This is a genomic window from Peteryoungia ipomoeae, assembly GCF_004912165.1.
Taxonomy (GTDB): domain Bacteria; phylum Pseudomonadota; class Alphaproteobacteria; order Rhizobiales; family Rhizobiaceae; genus Allorhizobium; species Allorhizobium ipomoeae.
Window position 1 is genome coordinate 325,351 of record NZ_STGV01000002.1, and the last position, 16,368, is coordinate 341,718.

Annotated in this window: 18 protein-coding genes; 2 read left to right on the forward strand and 16 right to left on the reverse strand. The window is 59.1% G+C overall.

Annotation, left to right across the window (positions count from 1 at the left end; translation table 11 throughout):
• Position 1 precedes the first annotated feature (1 nt).
• Positions 2-901: a ribokinase gene (locus FAA97_RS08005; RefSeq protein WP_136598009.1), complete on the forward strand. Its 900-nt coding sequence runs from the start codon at positions 2-4 to the stop codon at positions 899-901.
• 166 nt (positions 902-1,067) lie between these two features.
• Here the strand turns inward: FAA97_RS08005 and FAA97_RS08010 are convergent, their stop codons facing one another.
• Positions 1,068-2,012: a nucleoside hydrolase gene (locus tag FAA97_RS08010; protein ID WP_136598010.1), complete on the reverse strand. Its 945-nt coding sequence runs from the start codon at positions 2,010-2,012 to the stop codon at positions 1,068-1,070.
• Between the two features lie 198 nt (positions 2,013-2,210).
• Between FAA97_RS08010 and FAA97_RS08015 the strand changes: the two genes are divergently transcribed.
• Entirely contained in the window at positions 2,211-2,468 is a 258-nt protein-coding gene (locus FAA97_RS08015; protein WP_136598011.1) for a BQ00720 family protein, read from the forward strand.
• A gap of 67 nt (positions 2,469-2,535) precedes the next feature.
• Here the strand turns inward: FAA97_RS08015 and trmB are convergent, their stop codons facing one another.
• From trmB to trpS, 15 genes are all read right to left on the reverse strand, one after another.
• Positions 2,536-3,237: a tRNA (guanosine(46)-N7)-methyltransferase TrmB gene (gene trmB / locus FAA97_RS08020; protein WP_136598012.1), complete on the reverse strand. Its 702-nt coding sequence runs from the start codon at positions 3,235-3,237 to the stop codon at positions 2,536-2,538.
• Positions 3,238-3,242: 5 nt separating this feature from the next.
• On the reverse strand, positions 3,243-4,481 hold the full coding sequence (gene metK, locus FAA97_RS08025) for a methionine adenosyltransferase (protein WP_136598013.1): 1,239 nt from the start codon (positions 4,479-4,481) through the stop codon (positions 3,243-3,245).
• A 162-nt stretch (positions 4,482-4,643) separates the two neighbouring features.
• Positions 4,644-5,063: a helix-turn-helix domain-containing protein gene (locus FAA97_RS08030; RefSeq protein WP_136598014.1), complete on the reverse strand. Its 420-nt coding sequence runs from the start codon at positions 5,061-5,063 to the stop codon at positions 4,644-4,646.
• Between the two features lie 145 nt (positions 5,064-5,208).
• Positions 5,209-6,804, reverse strand: a complete 1,596-nt coding sequence (gene lnt, locus FAA97_RS08035; protein WP_136598015.1) for an apolipoprotein N-acyltransferase — start codon at positions 6,802-6,804, stop codon at positions 5,209-5,211.
• A 68-nt stretch (positions 6,805-6,872) separates the two neighbouring features.
• Positions 6,873-8,213 (reverse strand): transporter associated domain-containing protein, encoded by a 1,341-nt coding sequence (locus tag FAA97_RS08040; protein ID WP_246041369.1) that lies wholly within the window; start codon positions 8,211-8,213, stop codon positions 6,873-6,875.
• 12 nt (positions 8,214-8,225) lie between these two features.
• Positions 8,226-8,732: an rRNA maturation RNase YbeY gene (gene ybeY, locus FAA97_RS08045; protein ID WP_136598016.1), complete on the reverse strand. Its 507-nt coding sequence runs from the start codon at positions 8,730-8,732 to the stop codon at positions 8,226-8,228.
• Between the two features lie 17 nt (positions 8,733-8,749).
• Positions 8,750-9,805, reverse strand: a complete 1,056-nt coding sequence (locus FAA97_RS08050; protein WP_136598017.1) for a PhoH family protein — start codon at positions 9,803-9,805, stop codon at positions 8,750-8,752.
• Positions 9,806-9,841: 36 nt separating this feature from the next.
• The gene (gene miaB, locus FAA97_RS08055) at positions 9,842-11,236 is read right to left on the reverse strand and encodes a tRNA (N6-isopentenyl adenosine(37)-C2)-methylthiotransferase MiaB (RefSeq protein ID WP_136598018.1); all 1,395 of its coding nucleotides are present in this window, start codon (positions 11,234-11,236) and stop codon (positions 9,842-9,844) included.
• Between the two features lie 57 nt (positions 11,237-11,293).
• Positions 11,294-12,091, reverse strand: coding sequence for a lyso-ornithine lipid O-acyltransferase (olsA, locus tag FAA97_RS08060; RefSeq protein ID WP_168800956.1), 798 nt, complete (start codon positions 12,089-12,091; stop codon positions 11,294-11,296).
• 30 nt (positions 12,092-12,121) lie between these two features.
• Positions 12,122-12,550 carry a Fur family transcriptional regulator gene (locus FAA97_RS08065; RefSeq protein ID WP_136598019.1) on the reverse strand — a complete coding sequence of 143 codons (429 nt, stop codon included), beginning with the start codon at positions 12,548-12,550 and terminating at the stop codon, positions 12,122-12,124.
• 44 nt (positions 12,551-12,594) lie between these two features.
• On the reverse strand, positions 12,595-13,092 hold the full coding sequence (locus tag FAA97_RS08070; RefSeq protein WP_136598020.1) for a GNAT family N-acetyltransferase: 498 nt from the start codon (positions 13,090-13,092) through the stop codon (positions 12,595-12,597).
• 1 nt (position 13,093) lies between these two features.
• The gene (tsaB, locus tag FAA97_RS08075) at positions 13,094-13,741 is read right to left on the reverse strand and encodes a tRNA (adenosine(37)-N6)-threonylcarbamoyltransferase complex dimerization subunit type 1 TsaB (protein WP_136598021.1); all 648 of its coding nucleotides are present in this window, start codon (positions 13,739-13,741) and stop codon (positions 13,094-13,096) included.
• 18 nt (positions 13,742-13,759) lie between these two features.
• Positions 13,760-14,323 carry a NifU family protein gene (locus FAA97_RS08080; protein ID WP_136598022.1) on the reverse strand — a complete coding sequence of 188 codons (564 nt, stop codon included), beginning with the start codon at positions 14,321-14,323 and terminating at the stop codon, positions 13,760-13,762.
• A gap of 85 nt (positions 14,324-14,408) precedes the next feature.
• Positions 14,409-14,903 (reverse strand): universal stress protein, encoded by a 495-nt coding sequence (locus tag FAA97_RS08085; RefSeq protein ID WP_136598023.1) that lies wholly within the window; start codon positions 14,901-14,903, stop codon positions 14,409-14,411.
• A gap of 72 nt (positions 14,904-14,975) precedes the next feature.
• Positions 14,976-16,040, reverse strand: coding sequence for a tryptophan--tRNA ligase (gene trpS, locus FAA97_RS08090; RefSeq protein WP_136598024.1), 1,065 nt, complete (start codon positions 16,038-16,040; stop codon positions 14,976-14,978).
• Positions 16,041-16,368: the final 328 nt, after the last annotated feature.

The following is a 16,368-nucleotide window of genomic DNA, read 5'->3' on the forward strand; positions in this document are numbered from 1 at the left end:
CATGATCATTGTCTTTGGCTCCATCAACATGGATCTCGTTGCCACGACGCCCAGGCTTCCGAAGCCGGGCGAAACGGTGCCAGGTACCGGCTTTGCCACCGCAGCGGGTGGCAAGGGTGCCAATCAGGCGCTTGCAGCGCGGCGCGCCGGCGCTTCCGTGCGGATGATCGGCGCCGTTGGCAAGGACACGTTCGCAGCCCCTGCCCTGGCACTTCTTGACGAAGCCGGCACCGATCTCTCAGGCGTTGCCCATGTCGATGGTCCGACCGGCACGGCGCTTATCATGGTTGGTGGCGACGGCGAAAACATGATTGCTGTGGTGCCCGGCGCCAATGGCAGCGTGAATGCGGCTCAGGCGGAGGCTGCGATCTCAAATCTCAGTGCTGGCGACATTCTCATGCTTCAGCTGGAAGTGCCTGCAGAGGCCGTCAAGGCAGCGCTGATGGCCGCCAAACGGAAGGGCGTGCGCAGCCTTCTCAATACAGCGCCGCTGACCGGAGAGGCTGCCGAACTCTCAAGGCTTGCCGACATCATTGTCGCCAACGAGACGGAGTTTGAACTGCTTGCCGGACGAGAGGGGTTGGATGGCCCGACCCGCGAGGCATTGTTGCTTGAGATGCACCGGGAGACCGGACAGACCTTCGTGATCACCCTTGGTGCGGAGGGTGTTATTGCAGCCGAGAGTGGCAAGCTTCACCGCACGCAGGGCCTGAAGATCGAACCCGTGGATACCGTGGGTGCGGGTGATACCTTCTGCGGATATCTCGCGGCGGGGCTCGACGCCGGTCGGTCATTCGAAACGACGCTCCGGCAGGCTGCGGTTGCCGGTTCTCTCGCCTGCCTCACCGCTGGCGCACAGCCGTCCATTCCGATGGCAGCCGAGGTCGACAAACGGACCTGAATTTTACCGGAGCAAGCCTAGGTCGTGGCTTGGGCAGTGCATTCCGCAGCGTCCCGGACGGCTGCCTCCGAGCGCTCATACGCGATTTGGCAATCGGCGCCGCTCTTGCGACCGGCCTTTGGGGCAGGGTTTCGGCTTGGACCCTGCCGCCGAGCCGCTCGTGGCATTACAGGCGCGCGAACCGCTCAGTCAGTAGCGCGAAGAAACCATCCGCATCGACATGGCGCATCACGGTCGCGTTTGCCTCGCGGCCTGACACGCGCCACCAGTCGACAACCGTCATGCCGACCGTCAACTCGGATTGAAGCTCAATCTCGACATTGCAATGGCGCCCCTGGAAAAGTTCGGGTTTCAGAAGGTAAGCAATGACTGTCGGATCATGCAGCGGGCCGCCGTCCGAACCGTATTTTTCCTCATCGAAGCGCTCGAAGAATTGCAGCCATTCAACCATAGCCTGGGCAGGCTTCGAGCCGATTGCAGCGATCTTCGCCACGCGTGCCTTGGTCGTCAGAAGCTGATGGGTCACATCAAGCGGCATCATGGTCACGGGGACGCCCGAGCCGAGCACCACTGCGGCGGCTTCCGGATCGACATAGATATTAAACTCGGCGGCCGGTGTGATGTTGCCACCCTCGAAAAAGCCCCCGCCCATCATGACGATCTCACGGATTCGCGGTGCGATGTCCGGCGCCTTTTGCAGCGCAAGCGCCACATTGGTCTGCGGGCCGAGCGTGCAAAGCGTGACCGTGCCCTCCGCTTCCCGACGGAGTGTCTCGATGATGAAGTCAACGGCATGCTGCGCCTCAACCTTCATCGTCGGCTCCGGCAGCACGGCACCATCGAGACCAGTCTTGCCGTGGATGTATTCGGCAGTCACGAGACTGCGCTTCAACGGATGGGTGGCACCTTCGAATACCCGCCGCTCACCTTGCCCGCAGAGTTCGCAGACAATACGCGCATTGCGGCTGGTGAAGCTCAGCGGCACATTGCCGGCGACCGTGGTGATACCAAGAACGTCAAGTTCATCCGGGCTGGCAAAGGCCAGCATAAGGGCTGCCGCATCGTCCTGGCCAGGGTCTGTGTCGATGATGATTTTGCGCGGGGCGTTCATGGTCATTCCCTCATAATTATGGGGGAGCGATGCCGGGCAATTCCGGTCTTGTCAAGCAACATCAAGATGCCGGCACCGGACCTGCGCTTGAAGGATCCGGCCGAATTCGGAGCGGAAGCCGCGAAAAATTAACCTTTCGGGGGCAGACTCGATTCTGCGGCATGCCTGCCGCCTCTCCCTCATTCGTGGAGGCTCGGAATGTTATTGAAAGAAGTTACTGCCCGCCTGACGCAATCCGAATTGGCCCATCTTGGGGCTGGTGAGGTGGGTTATATCCGCAAGATGAAGCTTGACGATGTTTCTCGCTGCTTCCCGGAAGCGCCAGAGATTGACCCCAAGCTGGATCTTTGGGCGCTGTTTGCCGCCGATGGCACGCCGATCCTGCTGACGGACAACCGATCCAGCACCTTTTTCAAGGCCGCTGAGGACGACCTGAAAACAGTATCCCTGCACTGAGATTTTTGACGCAATGAAAGCCTCGCCGGCGCATTTCGGCGGGCAGGCTGGCGATAGGCTATCGAGCCTACCGCGTTGTGAAGGTAAGATAGGCTGAGGAGCGACCTTCACGCCGAGCCTTTGCTTCATAGCGTGTGCCGGGCCAGCCCTCATAAGGTGTCAACCAGTCGGAAGCGTTGCGTGCTGTCCACTCAAAGCCACCGTGATTGCGGCAGTGCTGCAATGTCCAGTTCACATAAGTATCGATATCGGATGCGAAGCAGAAAGTGCCGCCTGGCTTCAACACCTTGTGGATGCGCTGCAGGTTGACCTGGGAGACGAACCGGCGCTTCCAGTGCTTTTTTTTGGGCCAGGGGTCGGCATAGAGAAGATCAATCTGATCGATCTGACCTTGCGGCAACCAGTCCAGCAGTTGTGTGGCATCATCGTCATAGACGCGAATGTTGCGGAGCCCCTCGGCTTCAACAACCGCCAGCAGCTTTGCCATGGAATTGACGAAGGGTTCGACGCCGATGAAGCCCGTGGTGGGGTTGGTGCAGGCACGATGTACCAGATGCTCGCCACCGCCAAAGCCAATTTCCAGACGCACTCGATCAACAGGAAACGGAAACAGAGACTTCAGATCCTCCGGCGTCGGCGACGCCAGATCGACCTTAAGCTCAGGCAGGACGGTTTCCATGCGCTCGACCTGCTGCTCGCGCAGAGGCTTGCCTTTGCGTCGACCGAAGAATGCCTCGGTCGACCTTGTCCTGCGTTCCTGTTTCGTCATTCAGCTCAAGCCTTGATTGCATCCTTAAGCGGCTTGACCAGGTCCAGCTTCTCCCAGGAGAAGGAACCGTCGCGGCCAGCCTTGCGGCCGAAATGGCCATAGGCGGACGTCTTAGCATAGATCGGCTTGTTCAGGTCAAGATGGCGGCGAATGCCCGAGGGGGACAAGTCCATCACCTTGCGGATCGCTGCTTCGACTTCGTCCTCGGTGACCTTGCCGGTTTCGTGCAGGTCGACATAGATCGACAGTGGCTGGGCGATACCGATCGCGTAAGAGATCTGGATCGTGCAACGGTCGGCGAGACCTGCGGCAACGACGTTCTTGGCGAGATAGCGAGCGGCATAGGCGGCCGAACGGTCGACCTTGGTCGTGTCCTTGCCGGAGAAGGCACCGCCACCATGCGGGGCAGCGCCACCATAGGTGTCGACGATGATCTTGCGTCCCGTCAATCCTGCGTCACCATCCGGGCCGCCGATGACAAATTTGCCGGTAGGGTTGATGTACCAGGCGCAATCGTCGGCGATCTTCAGATCACCCAGAGCCTCGCGGATGAAGGGCTCAACGACCTGGCGAACCTTCTTGGAATCCCAGCTCTCGTCGAAATGCTGGGTGGAAAGAACGATGGATGTTGCTTCAGCCGGCTTGCCGTCGACGTAGCGGACGGTCACCTGGCTCTTGGCGTCGGGGCCGAGCTTGCCGACATCGCCCTCGCCCTTCTTGCGGGCGGTGGACAGCGTCTGCAGGATCTTGTGGGAATAGTAGATCGGCGCCGGCATCAGGTCCGGCGTTTCCTTGCAGGCGTAGCCGAACATGATGCCCTGGTCGCCAGCGCCTTCGCTGTTGGAGCTGTCGGCGGCCTTGTCGACGCCCTGGGCGATATGGGCGGACTGGGAGTGCAGGAGCACATCGATCTTGGCGGTCTTCCAGTGGAAGCCGTCCTGCTCGTAGCCGATGTCGCGGATCGCCTTGCGAGCGGCCGACTTGAACTTGGCAGGGTTGATGACCTCATTGCCGTTCTTGTCGGTCTTCATCAGGCTCGGCGGAAGACGGACTTCGCCGGCGATGACGACGCGATTGGTGGTGGCAAGAGTTTCGCAGGCGATGCGCACGGTCCAGGGATCCACACCGGTCTTGGCTGCTTCCCGGTAGACGAGGTCGACGATTTCATCGGAAATTCGGTCACAAACCTTATCAGGGTGACCTTCAGAAACGGATTCGCTGGTGAAGAGGTAGTTGGCGCGCATCGGGATTCCCCTCAAAGTATGGATGGCGCATGGTTACCCAGTTCCCGTTTGGCTGACAAGCACACAACCACATAAATATATCTTTATGTGAGCAAAGTTTTGCGCGGGAAACAAAAAAAGCGGCCCTTGAGCCGCTCTCTTGTCCCACAGGTGCTTCTGACGTCATTCAACGTCAGCGTCGGCAGCCAGGGTCTTGACCAGATCGATAATCTTCCGACGGACTTTCGGGTCGTTGATCTTTACGAAGGCGCGGTTGAGTTGCAGGCCTTCCGAGGAAGACAGGAAGTCAACAACGTAGTTGGAGCTGGACGCTTCCGCCATGCCGCCCTGCGATGCCGCCTGTTCGCCCGGAGCGTCTTCGAAGAAGAAGGAGACGGGAACATTGAGGATGCTGGAGATGTTCTGAAGACGGCTGGCGCCAACGCGGTTGGTGCCCTTTTCGTACTTCTGGATCTGCTGGAAGGTGATACCCAGGCTCTCGCCGAGCTTCTCCTGGCTCATGCCGAGCATGGTGCGACGAAGCCGAATTCTGCTGCCGACATGGATGTCAATCGGGTTCGGCTTCTTCTTGTTTTCTATCATTAACATTGTCCTGACCAATGAGTTGGTGTTCCAACCACAATCCCAGCTCCAGAACATAACGAGACGTTGTAGTCGTCGTCGCTGATTGTTCAGCTTACTTGGAGAACCATGGCGAATACCACTATGCATTTTTAGGGGTTTTTGGTCAATTCATCTTCCTAATAAAACCCACGCGAGAAATGACCGCCGTCACAGCAAAAAGCATTTGAACCAACCAAAAGTTTAAGTTGTGATCAAAATCGCTCCGAAATGGGACAGATTTACTTCCTATGGTTGCGTCTACGGCGCCAAAACTACCGAGGGCGAGACCCGAAATGACCCGACCAAAGGGATCAACAACAGCAGAAATTCCATTATTGGCGTCTCTCAGCACGTATGTTCCGTTTTCCACGGCGCGCAAACGCGCCTGTTGAAAGTGCTGGTAAGGACCCGGCGTATGCCCGAACCAGGCATCATTTGTAATGTTCAAAATGACGTTTGCGCCTCCAAGGTCTTCTGAGATCTCGCCGGGAAAAATCACCTCGTAGCAAATCAAAGGATAGAGCCCGAAGCCCGAAGGCAAGGTGAGAACGGCACGCGTTGCAGTTGCCGAAAAACCTCCGGGCAAGCTGATCAACTCTTCCAAGCCGACTGCCCGTAGCGGGCCTTCGAATGGGAGATACTCGCCAAAAGGGGTCAGGTGAACTTTATCTGCGGCCGCGAGGATCTGGCCCTTGTCATCGATCATGTAGACCGAATTGAAATAACGCGGCTGCGATCCGGCAGATCTCGCTTCTGCACGCACAGCCCCAGCGACCAGAATCTGTCCGTCGCTAAGCACATCCGCAATGCGCACCAACGCATCCGGATTGTCGGTGAGGATGAAGGGAACCGAGGTTTCCGGCCATATCACGAGATCGGGGCGTCGCTCGCCATTTGCCGGCGCTGCCCCCGTCAGCGCCAAATGCCGCTCGAAGATCTCGATGCGGTCGACATTTTCCATTTTTTGCGCCTGATCGATAGCGGGCTGCACCAGGCGCACCGTCATTTGTTCGGCGGGCTCTGTCGCCTGCGCAGCCGTTTGCAGCCGATAGGCCCCATAGCCAAAATGCGCCACAAAAAGCATTGCCGCAACGATCAGACCGGGCGCAGCACCACGCCGGGTACCCAGCAATGCCGGGGCAGAAAAGACGAACACGGAACAGGTCGTGACAGCCAGCAGCCCAAGGACCCAGCTGGATTGCATCATGACCGGAACAGGCATGGCGGCATAGCCAATCGCATTCCATGGGAAACCTGTCGCCACGAAACTGCGGAGCCATTCTGCAAGGCCAAAGCTTGCTGCAAGTGCCGCGACCCGCCCCATGCCGTCGGTCCAAAAAATCTTCGCAAGCGCTGCCGCAAACCCGTAGAAGATCGCGAGCAAGGCTGGGAGACCGAGGACGGCGAGAGGCAGCGCCCAGGCGAAGGCATCGGCCTCGACCAGCAAGGCGGCCCCCAGCCACCAGAGACCGGCTACAAAATATCCGAATCCGAAACACCAGCCCGCAGAGAACGCTGAGCGTAGCCCAATCGAGCTGCCGCGACCCGGGTCTCCGGTTGCCCCGTCGAGCAACCACACAAGCAGCGGGAAGGAAATGAACATCGCGGCGAAGAGATTGAGCGGCGCGAGCGCCAGCGCGCCCACCGCTCCGGCCAGAATGGCCAACGCGGCGCGTTTCCATCCCCACAGCAGCACAACGCTGACCGCGATCCGTTCCATGCAAAAACCCCCGCCATGCGAATCAATGGCGGCAGTCTTTCAAATAATGACGAGAAAGTCCCCTGCCCTCAGCTTACGCTATCGATGGGGGAAGCCGACCGGGGGCCATTATCCGTCTCGGTTTGCATTGCTGTCGCTTGTGCTTCCGCACCCGTCGCTGTTGGCATCTGGCTCTCGACGCTCCCAGCTTTTGCGCGCGACCGCGGTTCGGCTTTCGCCTTGGGTGCCCGTTCCTGATCTGCGGCTTTCGCACCAGTGGCCTTCAGAGCCACCGCCTTTTGCGTTTCTCGCTTCAGCTCTGCCTCGCCTTCAACCCTATGGTCCGGATCGCCCTTTGTCGTGCGACGGCGCACAGCTGCCCGCTTGCGGACAACACGCACGCGCTTGATGCGACGCGGATCTGCATCAAGGATGTGGAACTCGAAGCCAGACAAGGCCTGCACGACTTCGCCACGCGCCGGGATGCGTCCGAGTGCAGAGAAGATCAACCCGCCCAATGTATCGACATCCTCGACGCGATGCGTGACATCGAAATCCGGACCGATCGCTTCCGCGATCTCTTCCAGTTCAACGCGGGCATCGGCTACCAGAATGTCATCGGAGACGCGGCTGAACATGACTTCTTCATCATCATGTTCGTCATCGATATCGCCGATCACCATCTCGACGATGTCTTCATGGCTCACGAGGCCATCCGTTCCGCCGTACTCGTCGATCACCAAAGCCATCTGCGTGCGAGCCGCCTGCATGCGGCTCATCAGATCGGAAGCAAGCATGGAAGGCGGGACAAAGAGAATGGACCTGATAATGCCTGCATCCGCTACCGATTTGTTAAGGTCGATCCGCGCCAGATCGAAGTCGATCTTCGGCTTTGTCGCCTTCTCCGCGGGTTTCTCAGCTTCACCGACCGCGGCAGCAGGCCCCTTGGCGGCGCGGCGTCGGCTGCGCGCCTGCTTTGTCAGGTAGGACAAGAGATCGCGGATGTGAACCATGCCGCGCGGATCATCCAAAGTCTCGGCATAGACCGGCATTCTCGATCGACCGGAAACCTCGAAGATGGTCATCAACTCGCCAATGGTCACGCTCTGGTCGACAGCTTCAATATCGACGCGCGGCACCATGATGTCCTCGACGCGGACTTCGCGGAAGCGCAGGATGTTGTGCAGCATCGCGCGCTCTTCGGGGGTGAAGGCGTCGCCAAGATGCGCATCCGCCTTCAACGCAACCGTGAGATCCTCCCGCAGGCTGCTGCCGGAGGTCGGCTTGATCAAACGGGCAAGCCGTGCCCAGAAAGAGGTTTGATTTTTGGCCGAGCCTTCCGCTCGGGCGGGACTGCCCGCTTCTTCGCCTGAAGAGCCGTCGGATTCCTCTTTGACCACCGGGGTCGATTTCGTCGCAAAGTCGTTCATGGTTCCAAACTATCAGATCGGGTCCTGGCCCGCATAGGGGTCAGATAGGCCAAGCACGGCCAAAATGCCAGTCTCCAATGCTTCCATTTCTTCAGCGTCTTCGGTTTCGATGTGGTCATAGCCGAGAAGATGTAGAAATCCGTGCACAAGAAGATGCGTCAAATGCTCGTCAAAGGTCTTCTCCAAGTCCAATGCTTCGCGCTCTACGGTCTCCCGCGCGATCACGATATCTCCGAGCATCGGGCCCGGCAGATCACCGGGCTCAATGGGATAGGCCGGGAATGACAGAACATTGGTCGGCTTGTCCTGACCGCGCCATTCGGAATTGATGTCGCGAACGGTTTCATCGTCGGCGAAGACGAGCGAAACCTCCGTCGGTTGTTCCGGGAAGGGTTGCGCTTTTTCGCTGACGAGAAACGCTTCTGCTGCTCCCAGCACACGCTGCGCCATCTGGTGCAGCGTCTCCTCGTCCGGCCAGCCATCAACGTCGACGGCGATTTGAATGTCCAGCTTGCTCATTTTGGATCAACGACACGTCAGGTGTCGGATTGCTCGCTTTCGTCCTGTACCTTGTACTTGGCATCATAGGCCTGCACGATACGACCGACCAAGGGGTGGCGGACAACATCGGTATCCTTGAAGCGCACGACGGAGATACCATCCACGCCTCTAAGCACATTCAAGGCTTCGACCAGACCGGAGGTCACGCCGCGCGGCAAATCCACCTGGCTCGGATCACCGGTGATGATCATTCGTCCATTCTCGCCGAGGCGCGTCAGAAACATCTTCATCTGCATGGATGTGGTATTCTGCGCTTCATCGAGAATGATCACTGCATTCGCCAATGTGCGGCCACGCATGAAGGCAAGCGGTGCAATTTCGATGACACCCGCTGTAATGGCACGCTCGACTTTATCGCCGGGGATCATGTCGTAGAGGGCATCGTATAGCGGACGCAGGTAAGGATCGACCTTTTCCTTCATGTCGCCAGGCAGGAAGCCCAGGCGCTCGCCAGCCTCGACAGCCGGTCGTGTCAGCACGATGCGGTCAACGACGCCGCGCTCGAGAAGCTGCGCTGCATGAGCAACGGCGAGATAGGTTTTCCCCGTGCCGGCAGGGCCGACACCGAACACCATTTCGGAACGCTCAAGCGCCCGCATATAGGCATCCTGCGTCGGCGTGCGCGCGGCGATGGTCTTCTTGCGGGTCGAGATCTGCGCCATGGTCAGCTTTGCCTTGCGCTCCAGCGTCGGCAAGGAAAGCTGGTCATCGGCGGCCACTGCCATGCGGATTGCGCCTTCGACATCCGAGGCCTCGACAGAGACACCACTTTGCAGGCGGGCATAGAGAAAATCGAGCGCGCGGCGCGCCTGGTTCGTCGCCAGAAGATCACCGGTGATGGCAACGGAATTACCGCGCGCATGTGCTTCAATCTGGAGACGCTGCTCGAGAAGCTTCAAATTCTGATCAAATTGACCGAAAAGCTCGCTGGCCAGCCGATTGTTCTCGAACGTCAAGATGAAGTGATTGGCGTCGGTCGCAGTCTTGGGAACATTGCGCGATGATGAGGAAATCACTTCTGTTGCGTTCAAGCGATCAGGCTCCTGGGTCAGGTTGAGGCCCCCACATTAACCCGGTGCCACCTCGGCAAACAAGCTGTTTGGGCCGATTGCGTTGATTCGTACGTTTATAATGTCACCGATTTGCGATGAGATTGCATCAACATTCACCGATTGCAGCCAGGGCGACCGCCCGATCAGCTGTCCGGGCATACGACCGGGCTTCTCCAGGAGGAGTTCCATGGTCTGCCCGACCTTCGAATGCATGAAGGCCTGCTGTTGTTCCAGAAGGAGAGCCTGCAGGCGTGCGAGACGCTCGCCTTTCACGTCTTCGGAAAGATGATCTGGCAGATCAGCACCGGGCGTGCCGGGTCTGGTCGAATACTTGAACGAATAGGCCTGCGCATAGTTGACCTCGCGCACCAGCTTCATCGTATCTTCGAAATCCTCATCGGTCTCACCGGGAAAGCCAACGATGAAATCGCCGGACAAGGCGATATCTGGCCGCACCGAGCGAATGCGCTCGATCAGCGCAACATATTCGCTGGCCTTGTGGCGACGGTTCATGGCCTTCAAGATGCGGTCTGATCCCGACTGCACCGGCAGATGCAGATAAGGCATCAGGATGCGGAGATCGCGATGCGCCTCGATCAGCCGGTCGTCCATGTCGCGCGGATGGCTGGTGGTGTAGCGTAGGCGGGCAAGACCTGGGATGTCGGCGAGGCGATAGAGAAGATCACCAAGGCCGATGGCCCTACCCTTCTCGTCTTCGCCATGCCAGGCATTGACGTTCTGCCCGAGAAGCGTCAGCTCCCGAACGCCAGCGTCGACCAGCTTACGCGCCTCGGCAAGAAGCTGCGCCAGCGGACGCGAAACTTCCGAACCGCGCGTATAGGGAACGACGCAGAAGGTACAGAACTTGTCACAGCCTTCCTGCACGGTCAGGAACGCGGTGACGTTGCGCGGTTTCCCCGGAATCCTCGTCGGATCGGGCAGATGCTCGAATTTGTCTTCGAGCGCGTATTCGGTATCGACCACCCGTTCGCCGGCCCGCACCTTCTGCAGCGCTTGCGGCAGGCGATGATAGGTCTGCGGTCCGAGCACCACATCGACCGCCGGCTCACGCCTTGAGATCTCTTCGCCTTCGGCCTGGGCCACGCAGCCGGCCACGCCAATCAGAAACTCCTTGCCCTCCGCCGCTCTCGCCTTCTTGTGCTCACGCAGGCGACCGAGTGCGGAATAGACTTTTTCCGCTGCCTTTTCTCGGATATGGCACGTATTGAGGAGGACGAGATCGGCATCGTCCATGGTCTCGGTCGGGACATAGCCATCCGCCGACAGGGCATCGGCCATGCGGCCGCTGTCATAGACATTCATCTGGCAACCGTAGGTCTTGATGAAGACCTTGCGCGTGCTTGCGCCGGCGGCGCCCGGATTGGTCATGCTCGTGGGATCTTGGGTCATGCCGCGCTCTTTAGTGCTTTTTGCGCTGCGATTAAACTGAAAAATCGGCAAGCCCGGTCAAGGCTGATGACGCCCACGCAGGTGCGCAGACAACATATCCCTCAACTGGCGCTCTACATTGGCGGCCAGGACCTTGCGATTGTCCCCCTTGCGGAACTCCACCGCATGCCCGAAGGTTACGTCGACATCCATGGCGCCTGCGCTGATCACGCCCTTCAGGTGCGGGAGCAAGCCGACATCGCCCGGCCATCCGGCAACAGGCCGATGATAGCGGCCAAGCGGCAAGCCCTGCACCCTTGTATAGGCGATCGCGACGGGCTGCACCAGAACGACGCCATCCCCCTCGCCTGGCAGAGCCGCGGCCGCGGCCCCGAAAAGCGTGGACTTCAGCCCTAGGATACGATTGCCGTCCGAGGTGGTACCCTCCGGAAAGAGGACAACGATCTCGCCATCGGCCATACGGGCGGCAATCTCGTTGACCTGGTCACCTGAGCGGCGTTTTTCCTCGCGAACAACGAAGATAGTTTTCTGCAAGCGCGCGAGCACACCGAAGACCGGCCAGGCGGCAACTTCCTGCTTGGCGATGAATGCCACATCAGCAATCGACCCCAGGATCAGGATATCTTTCCAAGACGCATGATTGGCCGCGATCATCAGAGGACTGCGGCTTTCGAGCGCTCCGTGACGAAGTACACGGATACCAAGCGTGTAGAGAGCAAAACGGTGCCAGAGGCGGGGCAGCCTGCGCCTGAGCTTCCAGTCGAATTTCAGTGCCAGGAGCTGAACGGGTACCAGCGCAAACGTGAGCAATGCGAGCAGAATGAGCAGGATCGTTGCACGCATCCAGATGATCACGCGAACCTCACCGTGGCTGTGGCCATCGCGTTATTTTTCATCCTTGGAGAGCGGGATGCCGTAGAGTTCCAGCCGATGCCCAACCAGACGGAAACCATGCTCGCGCGCAATGCGCTCCTGCAGCGCCTCTATTTCTGGCGAGTGAAACTCCACGACCGTACCGTTCTTCACATCGATCAGGTGATCATGATGCTCGTCGGGGACGGTTTCATAACGCGAGCGGCCATCCCGGAAATCGTGACGCTCGATGATGCCAGCGTCCTCAAAAAGCTTGACGGTGCGATAAACCGTGGAAATTGAGATCTTGGCGTCGACTGTCGATGAACGCCGATAAAGCTCTTCAACATCCGGATGATCGTCGGACTCCTCGAGGATCCGGGCGATGACGCGACGCTGCTCCGTCATCCGCATGCCGCGTTCGGCACACAGTATCTCCAGCGATTTGAGAGCGTCTTTCATGCGCCGAATTTACCCGCTTTTGCCTGCTTCGTCCAAGGCTTGGGTTAACGAAGATCGCGACGCATGACAAGCGCGGAGGAACGCTGCCCCTTTTCATCCGCGTAGTAGGCCTGGCGCTCGCCCGCCTTCTCGAACCCAAGCTTGCGATAGAGACCGAGCGCCCGGGTGTTGGTGTTGTCGACCTCGAGGAACATGGTTTCTCCGCCGCGGCTGCGCGCTTCGCGAATGGCCGCCTGCATCAGCCGCCAGCCAAGACCGTTACGGCCATAGGCCTCGCCGACCGCTATCGTCAGGATCTCAGCCTCGCCGGCAACTTCGCGGGCAAGCACGAAACCGGCGAGTGGCGCCTTGAAGATCAGCGTATTGGTTTGCCAGGCGGCAAAACCATAGGTGTTTGGCTGCAGCAGGAGGCTGAGGAACTCTCCATCTCCCCAGGCTTTCGGAAAACGCTGGGCGTGGAGTTCGGCCACGGCAGCGCAGTGCTCCGGCTCCATGGCGACAATTTCGAATTCCGGTTGGCGGTGAAAAAAGCCGTCTCGCATTTCAAGCTCTCGCTACGGCGAAGCCCGTTTGCGGCTTCGCATCTGGTCCACGCAGATAGAGCGGCTTTGCCTTGCCCTGAGCTGTCGCCTGAGCGGCGATCAGGGCAACCGTTTCGATGGGGAAGTGATCGGGAGCGGTCTGCGCTGTCGGATCGGTGACCAGCTGCTCGGCGGATCCGACAAGCATCGCGTCCTTAGCTGCGCGGGTGAGATAATCGTCAACCGTTGCCAAGGCGGGAGCCTCGCAGGCGATCTGGTCGCGGAAGGCTTGAAGATAGACTTCTTCGCGATGGGCATTCATGCCAGCGAGGACCGTCTTGCCGGGGGCCGCGACAACAGTACGGGCAAGGACTTCGAGCGTATTGACGCCGACGCAATCGACGCCAAGCGCAAGCGCCAGCCCTCGTGCCGCCGCCACGCCAACGCGGATGCCCGTAAAGGATCCCGGTCCGACTGTGACGCCGATGCGCTGAATTGCATCGAGCGGCAGAGAAGCGGCATCGAGAGCCTCGTCGACCATAGCCATCAGACGCTCGGCATGGCCGCGCCCGATCGTTTCACTGATGCGGGACAAAATGCGGCTGGAAGCCGCATCGTAAATCGCGACCGCACAATCGACGCCGGCCGTGTCGATCGCGAGAACGATCATGGGCACCCCCGAGACGCGTTAGACGGCTTCGACTTCTTCGACTTCCGGCACGAAATGGCGCAGAAGGTTCTTTACGCCGTGCTTCAACGTGGCCGTCGAAGACGGGCAGCCAGCGCAGGCACCCTTCATGTTGAGGAAGACTTTGCCATCCTTGAAACCGCGGAAGGTGATATCGCCGCCATCCTGTGCGACAGCCGGACGCACACGCGTTTCCAAAAGTTCCTTGATGGTCGCGACAATGGTCTCATCGCCGGCATCATAGAATTCCTCGTCGGAAACAGGGCTCGATGTGGCGGAAGCTGCCGCCATCAGCGGCTGGCCACTCATGAAATGCTCCATGATCGTCCCAAGGATCGCCGGCTTCAAGTGCTGCCATTCCGGGCCATCCTTGGTGACTGTCACGAAGTCGTAGCCGAAGAAGACACCCGACACGCCCGGGATCTGGAAGATGCGGGCAGCCAGCGGCGAGGCAGCGGCGCTTTCGGCATCGCGAAACTCGGCCGTTCCGCGTTCCATCACCACCTTGCCCGGCAGGAATTTCAATGTCGCCGGATTCGGCGTGGCTTCGGTCTGAATGAACATGAGGACCTCCGGGTGACCAGTGCACCACAATTTAGAATTCTTCAAAAATAGTCTTTGCCGGACAAATCTTCAAGTGCATTGCGCGTCAGCAAAGCGCGTCGATCTCTTCGTTGGTAAGGTTTTCGGGCAGCACCGTTACCGGGATCGGGAAGGCGGCCCCACGCCCCGCAATCATCGAGACGAGCGGTCCGGGACCTTCCTTGGTCGACGAGCCGGCGGCAAGAACCAGGATTGCTATATCGCGATCCTCTTCGATCAGTCCGTTGATTTCAGCAAATGCGCTGCCTTCGCGAATGACGATTTCAGGCTCTATGCCGATCGTGTCGCGCACGGTCTGAGCGGCCTTGGCCATCACGCCTTCCGCTTCTTCGCGCGCTTCAGCCCGCATGATTTCTTCGACCCCCAGCCATTGCTGGAAGTCGCCTTCCGGGATCACATAGATCAGCACCAGGCCGCCATTGGAATTCTTCGCACGGCGACCGGCATAGTGAACCGCCCGCGAGCATTCCGGCGTGTTGTCGATGACCGCCATGAACTTGCGGCGATGACCTTCAAGACGTGACAGACGCGTTGAAACCATTAAGCACCCCGCCGCCGGACAGAAACTCGGGACGCCTGCAAGTTCCGGACGGACTCACCAGGCGCCAGGAGACTATCGTACGAAACCGATGATGTCGCGGACTTCGTTCATGGTCGTTTCAGCACGTGCGCGTGCACGGGCACCGCCATCACGCAGCACGGCATCGATGTGACCTGGATCTTCCATCAGTTTGCGCATTTCGGTGTTCATCGGTGCAAGCACCTCAACCGCAAGATCGATCAGCGCTGGCTTGAACACAGAGAACTGCTGGCCGCCAAATTCTGCCAGTACGTCCGCTTTCGGCTTGTCGGCAAGGGCGGCAAAGATGCCGACAAGATTGTCGGCTTCGGGCCGGCCCTTGAGGCCATCGACCTCGCTTGGCAAGGCATCCGGATCGGTCTTGGCCTTGCGGATCTTTTTCGAGATCGCGTCCTGATCGTCCATGAGATTGATGCGCGACAGATCCGAAGGATCGGACTTCGACATCTTCTTGGTGCCGTCCTTGAGGCTCATAACGCGCGGCGCCGGGCCATCGATGAGTGGCTCGACCATCGGGAAATAGGCATCGACCGGCTCTTCGCCAACTTTGATGTCTACACCGAGGCCCGTAGGAACGATCTTGTCGTGAAAGTCCAGGTTGAACTTCATGGCGATATCCCGGGCAAGCTCAAGATGCTGCTTCTGATCCTCACCGACCGGCACGTGCGTGGCACGGTAGACGAGAATGTCGGCGGCCATCAGGCTCGGATAGGCATAAAGGCCGAGTGAGGCCTGTTCCCGATCCTTACCGGCCTTGTCCTTGAATTGCGTCATGCGGTTCATCCAGCCGATGCGCGCGACGCAATTGAAGATCCAGGCGAGTTCCGCGTGCTGCGGCACCTGGCTCTGATTGAAGACGATATGCTTTTGCGGATCGATACCGGCTGCGAGAAAGGCTGCGGTGATCGAGCGGATCTGGGTCTGCATGTCCTCATGGACAAGCTGAGCCGTCAGTGCATGCAGATCAACGACGCAGTAGATGCAATCATTGTTTTCCTGCAGGGCGACGAACTTGCGGATCGCGCCAAGATAGTTTCCGAGATGGAGATTGCCAGTTGGCTGGACGCCGGAAAAGACCAGCGGTTTGAACTCACCCATGATTGTCCTCAGCAGGCTGGTGGAGGGCCCGATCTTGCGATCGCGTGTCGGTCACGGCTTATGCACGCCGCACCGGCGACAATCAAGCGTCCGCCGTTCGGCCCGTCAAAAGTCGGGCTTGAACAGCCCGAAAATGACTTCCGTCACACAGACTGTGACAGAAGTCACGCAAAGGACACAACCCACTCCAAAACGCCTAAAATTTTAGCAGCTTAGCTGAACCTTGAGACAAGCCACAAGCGCCTGCTGACAGCTTCTTCTGAAGCGGGGACAGAGCGACCTGAGCAAAGCGCTCCACTTTCGACACATTTCAGGGAATAAAAACCCG